We start from the raw sequence: 19541 nt of genomic DNA on the forward strand, positions 1-19541 counted from the left end.
TCGCTATGCTGTTCGCGACATCCTGTTCGCGTCATGGCTGCGTGAGGTTTCCCCGTGAATGCCGTAAAGCATCCGATCAAGAGATCGTTTGTATTCTTCCTCATTCCCGATTTTACGATGATTGCCTTCGCGACGGCGCTCGATCCGCTGCGCTCGGCCAACCGGATGCTCGGCTACGAAGCCTATCGCTGGCGGCTGGCCAGCATAGACGGCAAGCCGGTGCGCGCCTCGAACGGCGTCGAATGCGCCGTCAACACCTCGCTTGAGGAAGAGCGCAAGAAGATGGCCGGGCCGGATCGGCCGAACATGGCGATCGTCTGCAGCGGCATCAATGTCGAGCGCTACCACAACAAATCGGCCTTCGCCTGGCTGCGCGAGGAATACAACCGCGGCGTCGCCGTCGGCGGCCTGTGCACCGGCGCCCACATCCTGGCCGCCGCCGGCCTGTTATCCAACAAGCGCTGCGCCATCCATTGGGAGAACCTGCCGGGCTTTTCCGAGGCATTCCCGAAGGCCAATGTCTTTGCCGACCTCTTCGAGGTCGACCAGAACGTCTACACCTGCGCCGGCGGCACCGCCGCGCTCGACATGATGCTGAAGCTCATCGGCGACGATTTCGACGAAAGCCTCGTCAACCGCGTTTGCGAGCAGGTGCTGACCGACCGCGTGCGCAGCCCGACCGATCGCCAGCGCCTGCCGCTGCGCGCCCGCCTCGGCGTTCAGAACTCGAAGGTGCTCACCATCATCGAGCTGATGGAAGCCAACCTTGCCGAGCCGCTGTCGCTGATCGAGATCGCCGACCATGTCGATCTTTCCCGCCGGCAGATCGAGCGCCTGTTCCGCACCGAGATGGGCCGGTCGCCCGCACGCTACTATCTGGAGATCCGGCTCGACCGCGCCAGGCACCTGCTCATCCAGTCGTCGCTGCCGGTGGTCGAAGTGGCGGTGGCCTGCGGCTTCGTCTCCGCCTCGCATTTCTCCAAATGCTACCGCGAGCTCTACGCCCGCTCGCCGCAGCAGGAGCGCGTCGACCGCAAGCAGTTGCTGGCAGCTTAAGCAGGCAGAGGCGAAGTCGTCTAGGCGGACTGCGTCTGCGCGGTCCGCATCGCCTCGATGCGGATGTCTTCGGTGAGTTGCGCCTTCAGCGCGGAAAATTCCGGGCTGGTCTTCAGCGTGTAGAGGCGCGGATGCGGCAGGTCGACCGGCACGTCCGATTTGATGCGGCCGGGCCGGGCGCTCATCACGATCACCCGCGACGCCATGAAGATCGCCTCCTCGATGTCATGGGTGACGAACAGCACCGTCTTCTTGCGCCGCTCCCAGATGCCGAGCAGCAGTTCCTGCATCAGCCCGCGCGTCTGGTTGTCCAGCGCGCCGAACGGTTCGTCGAGCAGCAGGATTTCGGGATCGTTGGCAAGAGCGCGAGCGATCGCCGTGCGCTGCTGCATGCCGCCCGACAGCTGTTTCGGCCAATGGTTCTCGAAACCCCTCAGACCGACGAGATCGATATAGGAGGCGACGATCTCGTTGCGCTCGCGCTCGGGCCGGCCTTGCTCGCGCAGGCCGAAACCGATGTTTTCGGCAACCGTCAGCCAGGGAAACAGCGTGTAGGACTGGAACACCATGCCGCGATCCGGTCCCGGTCTTGTGACCGCCTTGCCGTCGAGCAGCACGCGGCCGGTACTCGGCGCTTCCAGTCCGGCGACGATCCTGAGCAGCGTCGACTTTCCGCAGCCGGATGGCCCGAGGATGGTGATGAAATCATTGGCCGCGACCGCGAGATCGACCGGCTGCAGCGCCCGCACCGGCTGCCCGCCTCCGACCCCGGCAAAGGTCCGCGAGACGCCTTCGATGAGAAGCTTGCTCACGCCACGCTCCATGGATAGAGCCAGCGGTTGAGCGCCTTGAAGGCGAAATCGGACAGAAGCCCGATCAGCCCGATGACGATGATGCCGAAGATGATCTGTCCCGTCGCCAGCCGCGATTGGCTATTGATGATCATGTAGCCGATACCTGACGACGAGCCGATTAGCTCGGCGACGATCACATAGGTCCAGGCCCAGCCCAGCACCAGCCGCAGCGTTTCGGCGATCTCCGGCGCGTTGGCCGGCATGATGACGCGCTTGACGATGCCGTTGTCGGTCGCACCCAGCGTATAGGCTGCGTCGACCAGGTCTCGCCTTGTGCTGCCGACCTTGACCGCGACGATCAGGATGATCTGGAACACCGAGCCCACGAAGATAACCAGGAGTTTTTCGAGTTCCCCAATGCCGGCCCACAGGATGAGTAGCGGAATGAAGGCCGACGCCGGCAGGTAGCGCGCAAAGGACACGAACGGTTCGAGGAAGGCTTCGACCGGCTTCCAGGCACCCATGGCGATGCCGATCGGCACCGCGACGATCGACGCCAGCACGAAGCCGCCGAAGACGCGCCAGATGGTGATCAGGATATCGAGCCAGAACCGGTCTTCGACGAGCAGCCGCCAGCCGTCTCTCAGCATCGACAGCGGATCGGCGAGAAAGATCCGGTTCACGTGGCCGCCGAGCGTGATCCACGCCCAGAACGCCACGAACAGCACGAAGAAGGCGATGCCGAGCACGGTTCGCGTGCCCGGCGCAACGGGATGCAAGGGACGCAGCATCAGGAAAAGTCCATGAGAGGAGGGATCGGCGGCCGGGCGCCGCCGGTCCGGCAATGCGCGATCAGTTGGCGACCGCGCTGGTGTCGGCGAGCGTCGTCACGTCCGGCGCTTCCTTGATCAGCCCCATCTGCAGCAGCAGCTCGGCGGCCGTTTTGGAGAAGTCCTGGAACTCCTTGGTGAAGAACTGCTTGTTCTCCGCCTTGTCGGCCCATTTCAGATACTTAGCCGAGTCCTCGAACTCCTTGGCAGACTGCTTCACGTCCGCACCCATGATCTCGTAGGATTTCTGCGGATCCTTCTTGATCATGTCGAGCGCGTCGAAATAGCTGTCGGCGAGCGCCTTGGCGGCATCGGGATTGGCCTTGAGAAAGTCCGGCGTGCAGCCGACCGTATCCATCACCATCGGATAATCGAGCGTGGTCGCCAGGATGTGGCCCTGGTCGGCCTTGTCGCGCACGGCGGAGATGAAGGGCTCGTAGGTAACGGCGGCATCGTTCTGGCCGGCGAGGAAGGCTTGCGCCGCCGCATCCGGCTCCAGGTTGACGACGGTGACGTCCTTGGTCGACATGCCGTTCTTGTTGAGCACCCAGGCGAGCAGGAAATAGGGCGAGGTTCCGGGCGCGGACGAAGCGACGTTCTTTCCCTTGAGATCGGCGACGCTCTTGATGTCGTTGCGCACGACGATGCCGTCGGCGCCGTAGGATTTATCGAGCTGGAAAATCTGCTTGGTGGTGACGCCGCTGGCGTTCCACACCATCCAGGTCTCGACCGTGGTCGCCGCGCATTGCAGGTCGCCGCTGGCGATGGCCAGCGGGCGGCTCGCCTGCGGCACTTTCTTGAGCGTGACGTCGAGCCCGTGCTTTTCGAAAAGCCCGGCCTGCTTGGCCAAAGTCAGCGGCGCGAAACCGGTCCAGCCGCTGATGCCGATGGTGATAGACGTCGCCGCCATCGCCGGCGCGCCAAGCACGGCGGCCGACGTCAGCGCCGCCGCGAAAATGGAGGTTCTTTTCATTGTGGTTCCCCTTTTTGTGGTGAGCCCGAATTGTCTCACAGACCCCAAAAGGCTTGTCAATGAAGCAGAAGCCGCACTCGACGATGGTCCAATCTGGCGCACGCAGGCGGACCTTGAGGGGCTTCTCGATTGCTCACGGCGTGCCCCAACCGCGGTTGCGCCACATCTTCTCGCCCGCCAGGCAGTCGGCGGCCGGCTTGTCGTCAGCCAAGACGATCGGCGGATGCGCCGCCTCTTCTGCCGCCCATTGCGGTGAAGCCGGGCCGGCAAGCTCGAGCACCAGCTTGCGGCGGATCGCTTCGGGGAACTGCGTCCAGTCATTGACCGGGATCATGAAGGCGCCCGGTCCGCCGATGACGCAGTCGCTGTAATAGCGGTCGAGATTGTCGACGTCGAAGGCGCCGCTGAACCCGCCACGCGTCATCAACGGCAGTCCGTTGATGGTGATGCCTTGCTTGACCACTTCGTCGCGCGTGAGATTGACCGGCGCGCCCTGGTTGTTGGGCCCGTCGCCGGAAACGTCGATGACGCGCTTCGTGCCCTGGAAACCGCTCTCGGCGAACAGGTCGCTGCCGAAGCTCAGCGCGCCCGAGATCGAGGTCCGCCGGGCGCTGTCCGGCGGGCGGGCACTGAGCTGAGCCACCACCTTCTCGGCATCGTCGCGATTGGCGATCACCGTCCACGGCACGATGACGCGCTGCCAGGTCGTCCCCGCCCATTCGACATAGGTAACGGCGATCTTGCCATAGGCGCCGTCGGCGATGGCCTTCAGCACATTGTCATGCGTCAGTGCCGCGGCGTAGCCGTGACGCTGGATCTCCAGCTCGGCCGGCGACATCGAAAGTGAAACATCGACCGCCAGCACCAGTTCGACATCGACGGGCTCGGCGGGAGAAGCTGCCGGCGTCAGCCAAAGCGCCAGCGCCATGGCGGCACCGGCTGAGACGGTATGCCTTGCGCGGGCATAAGCGGACATGGAGGAAGATTAGGCGAAAATCGCCGCGCGCAAAAGCCGGGAATATCCGGCATTGGATTTCCGCCGGCGTGGACCTTAAAAATATCGCGCGAGATTCGAACGGATGCGCTCCAGCACCGTATCTCCTGAAAGATCGGGGACGAATTTCGCGCCAGTGATCGCTTCATAGGCCTGCATGTAGACCGCCGAGGCCTGGTTGACGATCTCGTCCGGAATTTGCGGGATCGGATCCTTGTAGGGATCGCACCGCGCCGACACCCATGAGCGGACGAAATCCTTGTCGAAACTCTGCGGCCGCTCGCCGCTTGCGTACGCCTCGTTATAGCTCTGCGCGATCCAGTAGCGGCTGCTGTCGGGCGTGTGGATTTCGTCCGCCAGTACGATGGCGCCGTCCGGCGCGGTGCCGAATTCATATTTGGTGTCGGCCAGGATCAGGCCGCGTTCGGCGGCGCGCTGCTGGCCGCGGGCGAACAGCTGCAGCGCATAGCGAGATACGGTGTCCCACTGCGCCTGCGTAAGCAGCCCCTGTTCGATGACCTCGGCTTCGGACAGCGGCTCGTCATGGCCGCCGCTGGCGGCCTTGCTGGTCGGGGTGATGATCGCTTGCGGCAGCTTTTCATTGTCGCGCAGCCCATCGGGAAAGGTGTGACCGTAGAAGCTCCGTTCGCCTTTCCTGTATTTGGTCAGGATCGAGGTGCTGGTGGTCCCCGCCAGATAACCGCGCACCACAATCTCGACCGGCAGCATGTCGAGCCGCCTGCCGACGACGACGTTGGGGTCCGGATACTCCAGCACGTGATTGGGGCAGATGTCGGCGGTTTCCTCGAACCAGTAGCGCGCCGTCTGCGTGAGGACCTGCCCCTTGAACGGGATCGAGGCCAGGATCGTATCGAACGCGCTCAGACGATCGGTGGCGATGATGATGCGGCGCCCGTCCGGCAGATCGTAATTTTCGCGCACCTTGCCATTGTAGCGATTGGGCAGTTCGGGAATGAAGGCGTCGGAGAGGATGCGCATGGGACATGTAGCTTTCGCGGGCTTCTGATCGGGCCACATAAGCCGCTGGCCCCCTGCGCATCAAGCCAAGCATGAAGGCCTTCCGAGGAAGGCCAAAGCTTTTCCGATCAGTTGCCGCTATCGCGCCGGTCGTCAACTCCTCGGCTTGAGGTTCTCCGGGTCGTAGAGCGGCTTGTAACCGACACCGGCCACCTCAACCGGATAGGTCTCACCAAAATACTCGACCTGCAGCTTGCGGCCTTCCTGGCAGAAGGCCCAGGGCAGATAGGCAAGCGCGATATTCTTGCCGATAGTTGGGCCGTAGGCGACCGAAGTGGTGAAGGAGCGGCGGCCGAGCTCGTCGACCAGCGTCTCGCCCGTCGCGGGATCCTGCACCGGCATAGTGCCGACCGGATAGCGCGCGACGCCCTTGTAATCGGTGTTCTCGGTCATCACCAGCGTGCACAGCATCGCCGGCTGATGCGCGCGGGCACGATATTCCAGGTGCTTGGCCTTGCCGCAGAAATCGTTCTCCTTGACCTTCGGACGGGCGAGGTCGGCCTCGAGCAGGTTGTACTCGGTCAAGAGATCGGCGTTCTGCAGCCTGAGGCTCTTTTCCATGCGGCGCGTGTTGGCGTAGGTCTCGACGCCGAACGGCATGACGCCGGTGGAGCGCAGCGCGTCCCAGACGGCGAGCCCATCCTCGTAGCGCATATGCAATTCCCAGCCCTGTTCGCCGACATAGGAGATGCGGAACGCAGTGACGTCCTTGCCGCCGATCTTGATCGGCTTGATCGCGGCGAACGGGAAATTCTCCGGCGTCAGCCCGTTCGGGTCCTCAACCACCTTCTGCAGGGTCGTGCGCGCATTCGGCCCCCAGATGCCGATAGTAGCGTATTTCTCGGTCACGTCGGTGACGGTGACATCGAAACCCTTGTCCTGCGCGGTGCGCTGCATGTAGCGGAAATCGCGCGGGCCGGCGTCGGCGCCGTCGATCACCCGGCAGCGATCGGCCATGCGGATCACCGTGAAGTCGGCGCGCACCATGCCCTCCTCGTCGAGGAAGTGGGTGTAGATGCCCTTGCCGATATTGTTGTCGCCGCCGATCTTGGCCGCGCACAGCCATTCCAGCAACGCGACATGGTCGGGTCCTTCAACGTCGTACATCGAGAAATGTGAGAGGTTGACGATGCCGCAATCCTCGCTCATCGCCAGGTGCTCGGCATTGGAGACGCGCCAGAAATGGCGGTTGTCCCACTCGTTCTCGCGCACCGGCACGCGGTTGCCGTACTTCTCCAGCAGATGCTCGTTGGCCGCGTAGCCATGCGCGCGCTCCCAGCCGCCCAGTTCCATGAAATAGCCGCCGAGCTCCTTCTCGCGCTCATAGAACGGCGAGCGGCGGACATTGCGGCCCTTGGAGAAGGGCTCGCGCGGATGCACCGCCGGATTGTAGACCTTCATCGCCGTCTCGGTGCAGCGGTCCCAGATGAACTGTTCCTGCATCTGGTGCGGATAGAAGCGCGAATAGTCGATCGCGTGATGGTCGATCGACGTGCGGCCGTCGGTCATCCAGTCGGCGATCAGCTTGCCCATGCCGGGGCCATCCTTGACCCAGATGGCGACGGCGTACCACAGGCCCCTCACCTTCTGGCTCTCGCCCATGGACGGGCCGCCATCGGTGGTCACCTGCAGCAGGCCGTTGAAGGAATGGCCCTCATTGTAGCCGAGTTCGCCGAGGATCGGCGTCAGCTCCATGGCGCGCTCCAGCGGCGCCATGATCTGTTCCATGTCGAGGTCGCGCTGCGAGGGCGACAGCCGCGCCTGGTCTTTTTCCAGAAGATCGCGCGGGTGGCACAGACGCGGATTGGTCTCCTCGTAATAACCCCACTCGATCTGACCGCCCTCGGCGGTCTTCGGGTCGCCGGTGTCGCGCATATAGGCCGAGTTGCCCTGGTCGCGCAGCAGCGGCCAGCCGATCTCCTTGCCGGTGCCGGCAAACTCGTTGTACGGCCCGAAGAAGGTCAGCGGATGGTCGATCGGCATGACCGGCAGGTCCTCGCCGACCAGCGCCGCGGTGAGCCGGCCCCAGATACCGGTGCAGACGACCACATAATCGGCCTCGATCGTGCCACGCTCGGTCACCACGCCCTTGATGCGGCCGTTCTCGACGATCAGCTCCTTGGCCGAGGTGTTCGCGAAAGCCTGCAGCTTGCCGGCGGCAACCCCCTGGTCGACCAGCTTGCCGGCCACCGTCTGCGAGCGCGGGATGACGAGGCCGGCGTCGGGGTCCCACAGGCCGCCTTGCACCAGATGCTCCTCGATCAGCGGGAACTTTTCCTTGATCTCGGCCGGCTCGATCAGCCGCGCGCGGGTGCCGAAGGATTTTGCCGAGGCGATCTTGCGCTTGATCTCGTCCATGCGGGCGTCGTCGCCGACGCGAGCGACCTCAAGGCCTCCGACGCGGGCGTAATGGCCCATCTTCTCGTAGAAATCGATCGAGTAGAGCGTCGTCCAGCACGACAGGAAATCGTGGCTGGTCGTGTAGCAGAAGTCAGAGGCATGTGCCGTCGAGCCGATATCGGTCGGGATGCCCGACTTGTCGATGCCGACGATGTCCTCCCAACCGCGCTCGATCAGGTGGTGGGCGACGGACGCGCCGACAATACCACCCAGACCGACGATGACGACCTTCGCCTTTTTCGGAAACTCTGCCATTGCCCGCGACTCCAAAGGGATAAAGCGGGCGGGACTATAGGGCGGAGCGGCAGGGTGATTGAAGCCTGTTTGCGACATTAGAAAAATGCCGAGCGACCCTGACAGCCGAACGCGCCTGGCTCGGGCTGTTACAGTGAGGAATTCCTCATGCGTCGGGACTGGCTTCGTGCTGGGTACATCGCAGGAGTTCCTCGAAGACAAGCCGCTTGCCTTCGCGCACGCTGTCCTCGAGCGGCTTCGCACCGGCCAGATACGCGGCGATCGCGCTCGCCAGCATGCAGCCGGTTCCGCGCATCGATCCCGCAAGCCTCGGCATGTCGAGGCGCACAGGCTCTTGTCCGCCGCTCAACAGAATATCTGTCGATCTGGGTCCCACTGCATGGCCGCCCTTGATGAGCAGCGCCTGCAGCCCTCCCGCAAGCAATCGCCTTCCCTGCCGCAGCGCATCATCGTCGTCCGAAGCCAAATCCGATCCGGTCAGCATCGCCAGCTCGACAAGATTCGGCGTCATGAGACGGCAAAGCGGCATGAGATCGTGCTTCAGGGCCCCGAGCGCCTCCGGTTCCAGCAATTGCCTGCCCGACGAGGAGGCCAACACCGGGTCGAGGACCGCCGGTATCCGCGGATTTTCGCGCAGCACGGCGGCAACCGCCTCGACAACGTGTGCCGTTGAAAGCATGCCCATCTTTATCGCCAGCACTTTGTTGGCGCGCAGCGCTGCACGCATCTGATCGGCGACCAGGCCGGGTTGGATATGGTGGACTGCCGTAACGGATTGGTGTGTCTGCACCGTCACCGCGGTAACGGCGAGACAGGTCCGCAGGCCGATGGAGGAGATCGTCTCGATGTCGCGCGCAATCCCGGCACCCCCGCTGGAATCCGATCCGCCGACAACAAGCACATGCGGGTCCCGGTTCAGCGCCATTGATCCGTCTTTTCGATCCATTCTCTGGTGCGCGCTTCGGGATCGGAATTCAAAGTTATATCCGTCACCACCGCCGCACTGTCGGCGCCGGCTTCGAAAACACCATTGAGCCGCTCGGGGTTGAGGCCGCCGATAGCGACCAGCGGCAGACGCGCGATCCGTTCTTTCCATACTCGGACCCGTTCCAGCCCCTGCGGAGCCCATTTCATCTTCTTCAGGATGGTGGGATAGACCGGGCCGAGCGCAACGTAGTGGGGCTTCGCCGCAACAGCCGTTTCCAGCTCGGCATCGTCGTGGGTGCTCAGTCCGAGCCTGACGCCGGCGGCCTGTATCGCCCGAAGATCGGCATTTTGCAGATCCTCCTGACCGAGATGGGCGAAGTCGCAGCCCTCCTCGATCGCCAGGCGCCAATGATCGTTGATGACAAGCTGGCAATGGTGTCGAGCGCACAAGGCTTTTGCCTTGCGGATCTCCATGCGCAGCCCGTCCTCGTCCATGTCCTTGATGCGGAGCTGCACCAGCCTGACGCCAAGCGGCACCAGCCGCTCGATCCAGGCGGCGCTGTCGACGATCAGGTAAAAGGGATCGAGCTTCATGAGAAAACCGCCCTGCCGATCATAGGCGTCGACGGCACGGCGACGTCGCGCGGATCGAGCAGGCCGGAACCATACGCTTCGCGGCCGGCATCGACTGCCTTGCTGAAAGCGCGCGCCATTCCGACCGGATCGGCAGCCTTGGCGACCGCCGTGTTGAGGAGCACGGCGTCGAAACCGAGCTCCATCACGGTTGCCGCGTGCGACGGCCGTCCGAGCCCCGCATCGACGATCAACGGAACGTCGGGGAAATGCCCGCGCATCGAGCGCAGCGCCATGATGTTGACCGGTCCCAAGGCCGAACCGATCGGCGCGCACCACGGCATCAGAACCTTGCAGCCCGCCTCAAGCAGCCGCTCGGCGACGACAAGGTCGTCGGTGGTGTAGGGGAACACGATGAAACCGTCCTCGCACAGGATGCGGGCGGCTTCGACCAAGCCGAACACGTCCGGCTGAAGCGTGTCATGGTTGCCGATGACCTCTAGCTTGATCCAGGACGTGCCAAAAACCTCGCGTGCCATCTTCGCGGTCGTGACGGCTTCCTTCACGGAGTGACAGCCGGCGGTGTTGGGCAGGATCCTCACGCCGAGCGAATTGACCAACGACCAGAATTGTTGGCCGCCCCTGCCGCCGGCCATTTCCCGGCGCAGCGAGACCGTCACCACCGAGGTGCCCGACGCCTTGACCGCTTCCGCCAGTACGGCCGGCGATGGATATTGGGCGGTGCCGAGGAGCAGCCGTGAGGCAAGCTTCGTTCCGAGAAGATCGAACATGGCTAGCCTCCCTGCATGGGCGAAAGGATTTCGATCCGGTCGCCATCGGCCAATCGAAATTCCGCCCGGTTGGCCGCGGGTACGACATCGCCGTTGAGCGCGGTGGCGAGCCAGTTGCCCTCATAGTCGAGCTCCTTCAAAAGGGCGTCGAGCGTTGCCGCCCTGGCCTCAAGCGCTTCGCCGTTGACGATCAGCTTCATTTTCAGACTCCAGCTTGGTCGTTGAATTGAAAAGGCCGGCAGCCTGCTCCGCCATGGCCGGTGAAAGCAGGAAACCGTGCCGATAGAGGCCGTTGACCGTGATCGCGCCGTCCTTCTGCCGTTTCACTCGTGGCAGATTGTCGGGATAGGCAGGGCGAACGCCCACCCCTGTCTCGACGGTTTCGGCCTCACCGAACGCCGGATGAAGTGCGTAGGCTGCGTTGAGGAGCTCCATCAGCGAACGGGCGGTAATCGGCCCGTCATGATCGCTTTCGATCATGGTCGCGCCGACCATGAAGTGATGATCGGCCCGCGGCACGATGTAGATCGGATGGCGTGGATGGAGGAGACGCACGGGCCGAGCGAGCGAGACCTCGCGCGTGTGGAGGATCAGCATTTCACCGCGCACACCGCGCAAATCGTCGTCGGCCCGCGCCATGCCTGTGCAATCGATCACCCGATCAAAGCCGGAAGGAGCGATCTCGCCCGCCTCGAAGAGGAAGACGACGCCCATTGCGCGCAATTTGCTGGCCAGCGCTTCGAGAACCCGGCGGGGATCAAGATGAGCTTCGCCCGCAAAGAACAGGCCCTTGCGGAACCGGCCGGCAAGGTCGGGTTCAAGGGCCGCAATCGCCTCTTCGTCGACGGACTGGTGGTTACGCGTTCGAGCCGCAAAGCGGGCAAGCTCCAGGGCGTCCCGCGCATGGGCGACGACGAGAGTGCCGGCCTTCGTCACGAGCCCGGGCAGTGTCCTTTCCCACCACTCGGCCGAAGTTTTGCCGAGAGTGACAACCGCCTCTTCGGTGCTTTCGCGCTCGCACCAGGGGGCCAGCATGCCGCCGGCAAGCCAGGAGGCCTTGCCGCCTATCTGGCTGCGAATTTCGGCAACCGTTACGGACGCACCCCGCGCGGCTAATTCATGGGCGACGGTGAGGCCTGCCACACCGGCGCCTTTGACAAGGACACGGCGCATGACTCAGCGCGCGCCCCGATCATCCTGCGCCGAAGCCTGTTCTTCCGCTCCGGGCGTTTCGACCGGCATATAGAGATCGCCGCCGGCGCGATATTTCTCCGCCATCGCCGCCATCCCCTCTTTTTGCGCTTCCGCGCGCATGTCGTGGGAGATGCGCATGGAGCAGAATTTCGGTCCGCACATCGAGCAGAAATGCGCGACCTTATGCGCCTCCTTGGGCAAAGTCTCGTCGTGGAACGAGCGCGCCGTCTCGGGATCGAGCGACAGGTTGAACTGGTCTTCCCAGCGGAACTCGAACCGCGCCCGCGACAGCGCATCGTCGCGGATCTTCGCGGCCGGATGACCCTTGGCGAGGTCTGCGGCATGAGCGGCGATCTTGTAGGTGATCACGCCGGTCTTGACGTCGTTGCGGTCCGGCAAGCCGAGATGTTCCTTCGGCGTGACGTAGCAAAGCATCGCCGTTCCGAACCAGCCGATCATGGCAGCGCCGATGCCGGAGGTGATGTGGTCGTAGCCCGGTGCGATGTCCGTGGTCAGCGGCCCGAGCGTGTAGAACGGCGCCTCGCCGCAGACGGCAAGCTGTTTGTCCATGTTCTGCTTGATCTTGTGCATGGGAACATGGCCGGGACCCTCGATCATCACCTGGCAGTCTTTCGCCCAGGCGATTTTGGTCAATTCGCCGAGCGTCTCCAGCTCGGCGAATTGCGCTTTGTCGTTGGCATCGGCGATCGAGCCGGGGCGAAGGCCGTCGCCGAGCGAGAAGGATACGTCATAGGCTCTGGCGATGTCGCAGATCTCATCGAAATGCTCATAGAGGAAGCTCTCGCGATGACGGTGCAAGCACCATTTGGCCATGATCGAGCCGCCGCGGGAGACGATGCCGGTGACCCGGTCGACGGTCAGCGGGATGTAATGCAGCCGCACGCCGGCGTGGATGGTGAAATAGTCGACGCCCTGCTCGGCCTGCTCGATCAGCGTGTCGCGATAGACCTCCCAACTCAGATCCTCGGCGATGCCGCCCACCTTCTCGAGCGCCTGGTAGAGCGGCACGGTGCCGATCGGCACCGGCGCGTTGCGTACGATCCATTCTCGGATGTTGTGGATGTTGCGGCCAGTCGACAGGTCCATCACGGTATCGGCGCCCCAGCGGATCGCCCAGACCATCTTTTCGACCTCTTCGGCCATCGATGAGGTGACGGCGGAATTGCCGATATTGGCGTTGATTTTCACCAGAAAATTGCGGCCGATAATCATCGGCTCGCTCTCGGGATGGTTGATGTTGGCGGGGATGATCGCGCGGCCGCGCGCCACCTCGTCGCGCACGAATTCCGGCGTGACGAAGTCCGGTATCGATGCGCCGAACGCTTCCCCATCCTGTTGCAACCTGCTTCGTAGCATCTCGCGGCCAAGGTTCTCGCGGATGGCTACGAATTCCATCTCCGGCGTGATTATGCCGGCGCGCGCATAGGCAAGCTGTGTCACCGCCTTGCCGGCTTTTGCCCGCACCGGACGATTTCGGACTGGAAATTCAGGCGTCAGCCGTTCGCCCGTCGCAAATCCGTTGTCCTCGGGCCTGACGTGGCGGCCGTCATAGGCTTCGACATCGCCGCGCGCGGCGATCCAGTCTTGCCGAAGGCGGGCAAGACCCTTTTCGATATCCGTTTCGATCGCGGGGTCGGTATAGGGGCCTGACGGATCGTAGACCGTCACCGGCGGTTCCCCGGCTGTCGGGTGCACGCTGATCTCGCGCATCGGCACCCTGATCTGCGGATGGATGATGCCGTTCTTTTGGATTTTGCGCGACGCCGGCAACGGCCCGGTCGATACGGTGGGGGTCAAGGCATTCATTTGAGGCTCCTTTGCTCGTTGCATTGGAGACCCAGTTCTGTGCCGGAAGGATGAAAAGACGCTTTGTCTGCCTGCTTGAGACAGGTCTTCGGGCATCAAGTCCCGCAAAAGCGCTTGCACCGTCCCTACGCCAGTATGAACTGGATCAGGTTCAACGGGTCACTGCGCCGCAAAGCCAGCAGTATCTCAGCCCCTTGCCGGGACTCCCCTGGTGAATGGCTCAAGTTGAGCGAGGCGCCGCCGTTTTGTCAAGCACGTCCGGCCCGGGTAGTGGGTCACGCTGGCGTGACTGACAAGCTTTGGGGGATCGCGGACATCGTTGCGCTTATCGAAGCGAAGAAGCAGAGAAGCCGACGGTGCGCGGCTCTTACAAAACGGATCGCTTGATGCGCAGGAACATGAGCGGCCCGACCAGCTTATCAAGGTGACACAGGATTTCTGGCCGGGCCGCCCAGTAAGGCCGGGGTTGCCTATCCCAGCCTACCCCGCCCAAGTTCTTCCGAAAGCTGGTCAGGGTCAATTACGCCCCGCCTGAAAAGCCACATGACCTTCATGGCTATCTCTTCGCGCTCATTCTCGCGAACAATTCGATGTTTTGCGCAGTAATCGTTGAGAGCTTTTGTGAGGATTGTGAGTTCGTCGGAATCCGCCACCCCGCATGACAACATGCCTGCCTCCTCATATATGGGCGGAAGCATACCGCTTCCAACGTCCGCCTGCCTCTACCCCGTTACGAACGACTTGAAAAAGATACACCCGGGAAAAGTCAGCTTCGAGTCAATTCGATGGGACTGAGGTCGGACGCCGATTAGGGCTTCTTGAGGAGACGCGCCTCGCGAATGTGCGAATTGGCCGGACGGCAATTGGGTTGGGTTGCCGCTGCAGCGATTGATTGGTGATGCAGCTTAGGCGAAGGCCCAGATATCCTCGGCCTGGAAGCCGACCTGGTAGCCGGCGGTCTTGAGCTTGACCACGACCTGGCCGATCTCGGCGGCCGGAAGCGCGCCGACCTCGATCTTGATCATGCCGGGGCGGTAGCGCTCAAGGTCGAGCTGCTCGAACACCATCCAGTCGGCGCCTTCGCAGTCGACCAGGAACGCGTCTATGTGGGTGATGCCGTGCGGTCGAGCAGCGTCTGCAAGGTCTCCGACGGCACGTCGATGTCCTTCAGATGCGGCACGAATTTGTTGAAGTTGGCGTCGGCCTCGCCCCAGGCGTTCTTGCCCGACATCAGATTGGTGTCGGTGACCGACGAGCAGCCGATGAACTCGATCGGCAACGTGCCGGCTTCAAGCGCCGCGGCATCGAAGGTGTGGACCGTGATCGTGCCCTTGGTCCTTGTCACCGCCACCGGCTCCATGACGAAGCGGCTGGCATCCGGGTAGTTGGCGCGAAGCCGCTTCTGATTGTAGGGGATCGGCTCGACCAGCATCGCGCGTGCTCCGGGGATCCGGTGCAGCCAGGGCGTCACGTCGTCGAACAGCGCGCCGTCGCAGGCGCCGACATTGACCAGCTGGAACGGCTGGCCGTTGCCGCCGAAGCGTGCCCGGAGCGCCGCCTTGGCCAGGAACTTCGTGCCGTGCAACGCCGGCCCGCGATCGAGCAGACCCTCAGGCAGGCTGAGCGACAGGAGAACGCGCGCAAAGCTGGACACAGAGCTCATGACTTGTCTCCGGGAATGACCTGCAGCGCGGCACGGCCGCCGCCCTGGCTTGCCGCCGCCCATAGCGCCATCAGCGGCGCGGCCAGCAGCAGGAAGGGCGGCAGAAGATTGGGGAAATAGATGCGGGTGTCGTGGATCGGGAAGACGGCGAATTTCGCCAGCACGCCAAGCACCAGCGCCGCCAGCAGGATCCCGGCGCGGCGGTCGAGCCGAAAACCGGCGCGGCTCAAGCCGAACCAGCCGGCCAGTGCCAGCACCGACACGCCGACCCAGCTGTTGACGTTGATGGCGCGCACCACAGAGGCCGCGAAGGCCTTGAGATAGGCCGTCAGCGAAAACGGCGGCTCGAACCCGTCCATATTGTAGTGCTGCTCGATGCTGGAGAACCAAAGATGCGGCCACCAGCCGGGATGCTGCGCCCAGTGCGAGATGGCGAAATAGGCGATAAAGGAGGCCGCGAAGCCTGCCAGCGCGCCCCATGCCCTCTCGCGGAAAGCGATAAGCAGTACGGCGAAGATGGCGAGAAAGACGATGTTGTCCGGCCTGGCTATGAATGCGAGGAAGAGCAAGACCGCCGTCGCCGCCTCGCGCTTGCGCACATAGGCGAAGACACCGCCAAGAAACAGCGCCGAGCACAGAAGGTCCGGCGTCGAGGCCCGCGCCGAATCGCCGAAATCGGCCATGATCAGCAAGGCGCCGACGACAGGCGCCAGCGCCAGCGCGCCTACCGCGCGCAGCCAGGCGAGCGTGATGGCGCCGAACAGAAGCACCGAGAATACTTGCACCAGCCGCATCGCCTCGACCGGCGAGACGACATGGCTGAGGCCGGAAAGAATTTCGGCATAGAGGAACTTGATCCGGTACATGCCGAGCAGCGAACGGAAGTCGGCGGCATTCTCCGTCATATGGCTGCGGAAACCGCCGCCATCGTCCGTCAGCGTCTTGTAGTCACCCGCCGACATGCCGGCCTTCACCGTGCCGTAGGCATAGTCATGCAGCGCCTGGGGATCCGGATAGGCGCTTTCCTCGGCGATCGCGAGATAGGGCAGCATGTCCCAGTTGGCGTCGGGCATGAACCAGGCGGTCGCGGCGGTCAGCAGGATATAGAGCGAGAAGGCGATCGCCCCGATCGATGCTGCCCATTTCGCGTAAGCCCCCTCGCCCCACGCCAGGCCGGCACCGGTCAAGCGTTCCAGCGGATTGGTCGGCGCGGACGGCCTGGTCAGCATCCTCAGCGGCCCCTATTTACCGACCTGGCTTTTCACGAAATCCTTCACGATCGACACGATGCCGCGCGACAAAAGGCTGTCGAAGGCATCGACGAAGCGGTCGACATGCTCGGGCTGGCAGATCAGCGGCGGCTCGAGCCGGATGACGTTGCGGTTGTATTCGGTAAAGGCGACGAGCACGTCGTAGTCGCGCAGCAGCAGCGAACCGACGAAGCCCGACAGCGAGCCCTTCAGCTTGTCGTCGAGCACGCTCACCACCGGACGCAGCACCATCGGCAAGGTCTGCGAGAAATCGTGGAACTCGAGCCCGATCATGAAGCCCTTGCCGCGCACATCCTTGATGATCTTCGGATATTTTTCCTTGAGCGCCTGCAGCCGCTGCAGAAGGTACTCGCCGGTCGAGGCGGCATTGTCTATCAGCCCCTCGTCATAGAGCACGTTGATGCCCTCGATCGCGGTGACGCAGGCCTCGCCCATGCCGCCGAAGGTCGCCATGGCGTGGATCATCGCCGTCTTCGGCGTGCCATAGGCTTTCATATAGACGTCGCGCCTGGCGATCATCGCCCCGACCGCCGCCTTGCCGGCGCCCAACGATTTCGCCAGCGCCGTCACGTCGGGTACCACGCCGTAATGCTCGAAAGCATAGAAGCGGCCCGATCGGCCATAACCGCACTGCACTTCGTCGGCGACCCACAGCACGCCATATTGGTCGCAAAGCGCGCGCAGCTTCTGCCAGTACTCGGCCTTTGCCTGGATGATGCCGCCGCCGCCCTGGATGGTTTCCAAGACGATGACGCCGATCTCCGGATCGCTCTTGAACAGGTGCTCGACAGCGTCGATGTCGGCGAAGGGAACGCGCACGACATTGTCGGCGACCTTGAAGTCGGCGCGGTAGAGCTGGCCGTCGGTGATCGCCAATACGCCCTTGGTCTTGCCGTGGAAGGAATTCTCGGCATAGACGATTTTCGGCCTCTTCGGGCCGGCGGCGCGTTCGACGAGCTTCACCGCCGCTTCCATGGCCTCAGAACCCGACGAGCCCAGGAACACCATGTCGAGATCGCCGGGCGAGCACTTGGCGATGTTGTGCGCAAGCGCCGCCGCATATTGCGACATGAAGGCGATGGCGATCTCCTGGCGCTTCTCCTCCTGGAATTTCTTCCGAGCGTCCAGGATGCGCGGATGGTTGTGGCCGAAGGCGAGCGACCCGAAGCCACCGAAGAAGTCGAGGATCTTGCGGCCGTTCTGGTCGATATAGAACATGCCCTCGGCGCGCTCGATCTTGACCTTGTGGAAGCCGAGCAGCTTCATGAAATGCAGCTGTCCGGGGTTGAGATGCTCCTTGAACAGGTCGGTGATGCGGGCGAGGTCCATCGCCTTGGCTTGCTCGACGCTGATCAGGTCGGGCTTGGCGATTGCTGCGGGCGAAAGCGCCGGCGCATCGACCAGCGTGCGCGAGCTTGTTTGTTCCGGCTTGGCCATGACGGTCATCTGAAAAATCTCCCCTTCGCGCCTTATTCCGCAGGCACATGTCTAGTGGCGACGGCCTGGCCGTCCTTCTTGGCGCGGTATTCACTGTAGGCGGCAATTAGCATGTCCTCGTCGCGATATTGCGGCACCCAGCCGAGCTGCCGCTCGGCCTTGGATACGTCGAGCACGCACTCTTCGTCGGCGATCAGATACTGCTCCGGATCCATGATCGGCATGTTCAACAGATCGAGCAGATCGAGCGTACGCTTGACCGCCCAGCCCGGCGTCGGCAGCAGGAGCGACTTCGAGCCGGCATGGCGGATCAGGTCGCCGAGCAGTTTTTTGACCGGCGGCGGATTGAGCGAGCCGAGATTGTAAGCCTCGTTCGGCACGCCGGCTTTCCAGGCCGCGCGGGCGGCTTCGGCGCAATCGAACACAGAGATGAACTGGTAGGGATTCCGGCCCGAACCGATCATCGGCACCGGCAGGTTCCAGTCGATCAGCTTGAAAAGCTTTTCCAGGATGCCGAGGCGACCGGGGCCGATGATCAGGCGCGGCCTGAACAGGGAGATCGACATGCCGCGCTTGCGCCATTCGGCGGCAAGCTCCTCGGTCTTGAGCTTCGACAACCCGTACTCGCCGAGCGGCGAGACGGGATGGTCTTCGGTCATCGGCAGGATAACCGTGTGGCCGTAGATCATGTCGGTCGTATAGTGGACGAGCCTCTGCGCGCCGGCCTTGTCCATCGCCTGGATGATATTCTCGGTGCCGTGGAAGTTCACCGGGAAGAAGAAATCGTGCCGCTTGGCGCGCACCTGGATCGGCGACAGCATCTTGGCCGACAGATTATAGACCATGTCGTCGGCCTTGAGCCCCACCGCAGCGACCGAGGCCGGATCGGTGACATCGCAGGTGATGAAGCGCACCGAGCGGTAATGCGGCAGGTCGTTCTTGACGATGTCGGCGACGACGACGGTCTCGCCATCGGCGACGAGCTTGGCGGCAAGGTGACGGCCGACGAAACCGTCGCCGCCGAAAATCACATGTCTCATCGAACGATCTCGCTTGTGCCGATCTTGTCGGGATTGATGGATGCGGTCTGGTCCTCATGCCTCCGCCCGTCCATTTCCCGGCCACTTTGCGCGATCAGGATCGTGCCGACGCAGATGCAGGCGATGCCGGCGATGCGCCAGCCATTGAGGTCCTCGCGGAAGACGAAATAGGCAAAGATCGCCACGGCGACATAGGCGAGGCTGAGGAACGGATAGGCGAAGCTGAGCTCGACCTTGGACAGCACATAAAGATGCGACGCCATCGAGATGACGAAGGTGCACAGGCCAAGGAACACCCAGGGGCTGAACACGATTTGCAACAGCTTGACGAACGGATTGGCGCCTTCGAAGGAGATCGGCCCCATCGACATCATGCCTTGCTTCAGCATCAGCTGCGCCGCGGCATTGGTCATGACCGTGAAGAGAATGAAGATTATGTATTTCATTGTTGCCACCCGCCCCTTGGGCGGTCCTATTA

Annotated in this window: 17 protein-coding genes, 1 pseudogene and 1 riboswitch; of the genes and pseudogenes, 1 reads left to right on the forward strand and 17 read right to left on the reverse strand. The window is 63.1% G+C overall.

What is annotated here, in order from left to right:
* The first annotated feature begins 117 nt into the window (after nt 1–117).
* Nucleotides 118–1056, forward strand: coding sequence for a GlxA family transcriptional regulator (locus O7A05_RS03925; protein ID WP_263482302.1), 939 nt, complete (start codon nt 118–120; stop codon nt 1054–1056).
* A gap of 20 nt (nt 1057–1076) precedes the next feature.
* Here O7A05_RS03925 and O7A05_RS03930 read toward each other — a convergent pair whose 3' ends face one another.
* From O7A05_RS03930 to O7A05_RS04010, 17 genes and pseudogenes are all read right to left on the reverse strand, one after another.
* Entirely contained in the window at nt 1077–1868 is a 792-nt protein-coding gene (locus tag O7A05_RS03930; protein WP_337091640.1) for an ABC transporter ATP-binding protein, read from the reverse strand.
* Nucleotides 1865–2641 (reverse strand): ABC transporter permease, encoded by a 777-nt coding sequence (locus O7A05_RS03935; RefSeq protein ID WP_337091641.1) that lies wholly within the window; start codon nt 2639–2641, stop codon nt 1865–1867. The genes O7A05_RS03930 and O7A05_RS03935 overlap by 4 nt, the downstream gene beginning before the upstream one ends.
* 61 nt (nt 2642–2702) lie before the next feature.
* Nucleotides 2703–3653: an ABC transporter substrate-binding protein gene (locus O7A05_RS03940; RefSeq protein ID WP_337091643.1), complete on the reverse strand. Its 951-nt coding sequence runs from the start codon at nt 3651–3653 to the stop codon at nt 2703–2705.
* Between the two features lie 133 nt (nt 3654–3786).
* Nucleotides 3787–4629, reverse strand: coding sequence for a DUF1194 domain-containing protein (locus O7A05_RS03945; RefSeq protein ID WP_337091645.1), 843 nt, complete (start codon nt 4627–4629; stop codon nt 3787–3789).
* Between the two features lie 75 nt (nt 4630–4704).
* A complete protein-coding gene (locus O7A05_RS03950; protein ID WP_337091646.1) occupies nt 4705–5646 on the reverse strand; it encodes a phosphoribosylaminoimidazolesuccinocarboxamide synthase in 942 nt (313 codons plus the stop codon).
* 132 nt (nt 5647–5778) lie between these two features.
* Nucleotides 5779–8340: a GcvT family protein gene (locus tag O7A05_RS03955; protein WP_337091649.1), complete on the reverse strand. Its 2562-nt coding sequence runs from the start codon at nt 8338–8340 to the stop codon at nt 5779–5781.
* A gap of 145 nt (nt 8341–8485) precedes the next feature.
* Nucleotides 8486–9265, reverse strand: a complete 780-nt coding sequence (locus O7A05_RS03960; RefSeq protein ID WP_337091651.1) for a hydroxymethylpyrimidine/phosphomethylpyrimidine kinase — start codon at nt 9263–9265, stop codon at nt 8486–8488.
* Nucleotides 9256–9861, reverse strand: coding sequence for a thiamine phosphate synthase (locus O7A05_RS03965; RefSeq protein WP_337091652.1), 606 nt, complete (start codon nt 9859–9861; stop codon nt 9256–9258). Before O7A05_RS03965 ends, O7A05_RS03960 begins: the two co-directional genes overlap by 10 nt.
* On the reverse strand, nt 9858–10631 hold the full coding sequence (locus O7A05_RS03970) for a thiazole synthase (protein ID WP_337091653.1): 774 nt from the start codon (nt 10629–10631) through the stop codon (nt 9858–9860). Before O7A05_RS03970 ends, O7A05_RS03965 begins: the two co-directional genes overlap by 4 nt.
* Before the next feature lie 2 nt (nt 10632–10633).
* Nucleotides 10634–10831 (reverse strand): sulfur carrier protein ThiS, encoded by a 198-nt coding sequence (gene thiS / locus O7A05_RS03975; RefSeq protein WP_224511038.1) that lies wholly within the window; start codon nt 10829–10831, stop codon nt 10634–10636.
* Nucleotides 10800–11804 (reverse strand): glycine oxidase ThiO, encoded by a 1005-nt coding sequence (gene thiO / locus O7A05_RS03980; protein ID WP_337091654.1) that lies wholly within the window; start codon nt 11802–11804, stop codon nt 10800–10802. Before thiO ends, thiS begins: the two co-directional genes overlap by 32 nt.
* A 3-nt stretch (nt 11805–11807) precedes the next feature.
* Nucleotides 11808–13652, reverse strand: a complete 1845-nt coding sequence (gene thiC / locus O7A05_RS03985) for a phosphomethylpyrimidine synthase ThiC (protein WP_337091655.1) — start codon at nt 13650–13652, stop codon at nt 11808–11810.
* 104 nt (nt 13653–13756) lie between these two features.
* A riboswitch (TPP riboswitch) is annotated at nt 13757–13872 on the reverse strand.
* A gap of 685 nt (nt 13873–14557) precedes the next feature.
* Nucleotides 14558–15315, reverse strand: a pseudogene (locus tag O7A05_RS03990) (FkbM family methyltransferase).
* The gene (locus O7A05_RS03995; RefSeq protein WP_337091656.1) at nt 15312–16544 is read right to left on the reverse strand and encodes a hypothetical protein; all 1233 of its coding nucleotides are present in this window, start codon (nt 16542–16544) and stop codon (nt 15312–15314) included. Before O7A05_RS03995 ends, O7A05_RS03990 begins: the two are co-directional and overlap by 4 nt.
* 12 nt (nt 16545–16556) lie before the next feature.
* The gene (locus O7A05_RS04000; protein WP_415926952.1) at nt 16557–18032 is read right to left on the reverse strand and encodes an aspartate aminotransferase family protein; all 1476 of its coding nucleotides are present in this window, start codon (nt 18030–18032) and stop codon (nt 16557–16559) included.
* 23 nt (nt 18033–18055) lie between these two features.
* Nucleotides 18056–19063 carry an NAD-dependent epimerase/dehydratase family protein gene (locus O7A05_RS04005; RefSeq protein ID WP_337091657.1) on the reverse strand — a complete coding sequence of 336 codons (1008 nt, stop codon included), beginning with the start codon at nt 19061–19063 and terminating at the stop codon, nt 18056–18058.
* Entirely contained in the window at nt 19060–19509 is a 450-nt protein-coding gene (locus tag O7A05_RS04010; protein ID WP_337091659.1) for an EamA family transporter, read from the reverse strand. Before O7A05_RS04010 ends, O7A05_RS04005 begins: the two co-directional genes overlap by 4 nt.
* Between the last annotated feature and the right edge of the window lie 32 nt (nt 19510–19541).

Source organism: Mesorhizobium argentiipisi (SeqCode), assembly GCF_037179585.1.
In the GTDB taxonomy this organism is placed as follows: Bacteria; Pseudomonadota; Alphaproteobacteria; order Rhizobiales; family Rhizobiaceae; genus Mesorhizobium; species Mesorhizobium argentiipisi.

What these genes read in the sequence shown, in the direction of transcription:
- O7A05_RS03925 (WP_263482302.1), top strand. Translation starts at nt 118, where the DNA reads ATGATTGCCTTCGCGACGGCGCTCGATCCGCTGCGCTCGGCCAACCGG.
- O7A05_RS03935 (WP_337091641.1), bottom strand. Translation starts at nt 2,641, where the DNA reads ATGCTGCGTCCCTTGCATCCCGTTGCGCCGGGCACGCGAACCGTGCTC.
- O7A05_RS03940 (WP_337091643.1), bottom strand. Translation starts at nt 3,653, where the DNA reads ATGAAAAGAACCTCCATTTTCGCGGCGGCGCTGACGTCGGCCGCCGTG.
- O7A05_RS03945 (WP_337091645.1), bottom strand. Translation starts at nt 4,629, where the DNA reads ATGTCCGCTTATGCCCGCGCAAGGCATACCGTCTCAGCCGGTGCCGCC.
- O7A05_RS03950 (WP_337091646.1), bottom strand. Translation starts at nt 5,646, where the DNA reads ATGCGCATCCTCTCCGACGCCTTCATTCCCGAACTGCCCAATCGCTAC.
- O7A05_RS03955 (WP_337091649.1), bottom strand. Translation starts at nt 8,340, where the DNA reads ATGGCAGAGTTTCCGAAAAAGGCGAAGGTCGTCATCGTCGGTCTGGGT.
- O7A05_RS03960 (WP_337091651.1), bottom strand. Translation starts at nt 9,265, where the DNA reads ATGGCGCTGAACCGGGACCCGCATGTGCTTGTTGTCGGCGGATCGGAT.
- O7A05_RS03965 (WP_337091652.1), bottom strand. Translation starts at nt 9,861, where the DNA reads ATGAAGCTCGATCCCTTTTACCTGATCGTCGACAGCGCCGCCTGGATC.
- O7A05_RS03970 (WP_337091653.1), bottom strand. Translation starts at nt 10,631, where the DNA reads ATGTTCGATCTTCTCGGAACGAAGCTTGCCTCACGGCTGCTCCTCGGC.
- thiS (WP_224511038.1), bottom strand. Translation starts at nt 10,831, where the DNA reads ATGAAGCTGATCGTCAACGGCGAAGCGCTTGAGGCCAGGGCGGCAACG.
- thiO (WP_337091654.1), bottom strand. Translation starts at nt 11,804, where the DNA reads ATGCGCCGTGTCCTTGTCAAAGGCGCCGGTGTGGCAGGCCTCACCGTC.
- thiC (WP_337091655.1), bottom strand. Translation starts at nt 13,652, where the DNA reads ATGAATGCCTTGACCCCCACCGTATCGACCGGGCCGTTGCCGGCGTCG.
- O7A05_RS03995 (WP_337091656.1), bottom strand. Translation starts at nt 16,544, where the DNA reads ATGCTGACCAGGCCGTCCGCGCCGACCAATCCGCTGGAACGCTTGACC.
- O7A05_RS04000 (WP_415926952.1), bottom strand. Translation starts at nt 18,032, where the DNA reads ATGACCGTCATGGCCAAGCCGGAACAAACAAGCTCGCGCACGCTGGTC.
- O7A05_RS04005 (WP_337091657.1), bottom strand. Translation starts at nt 19,063, where the DNA reads ATGAGACATGTGATTTTCGGCGGCGACGGTTTCGTCGGCCGTCACCTT.
- O7A05_RS04010 (WP_337091659.1), bottom strand. Translation starts at nt 19,509, where the DNA reads ATGAAATACATAATCTTCATTCTCTTCACGGTCATGACCAATGCCGCG.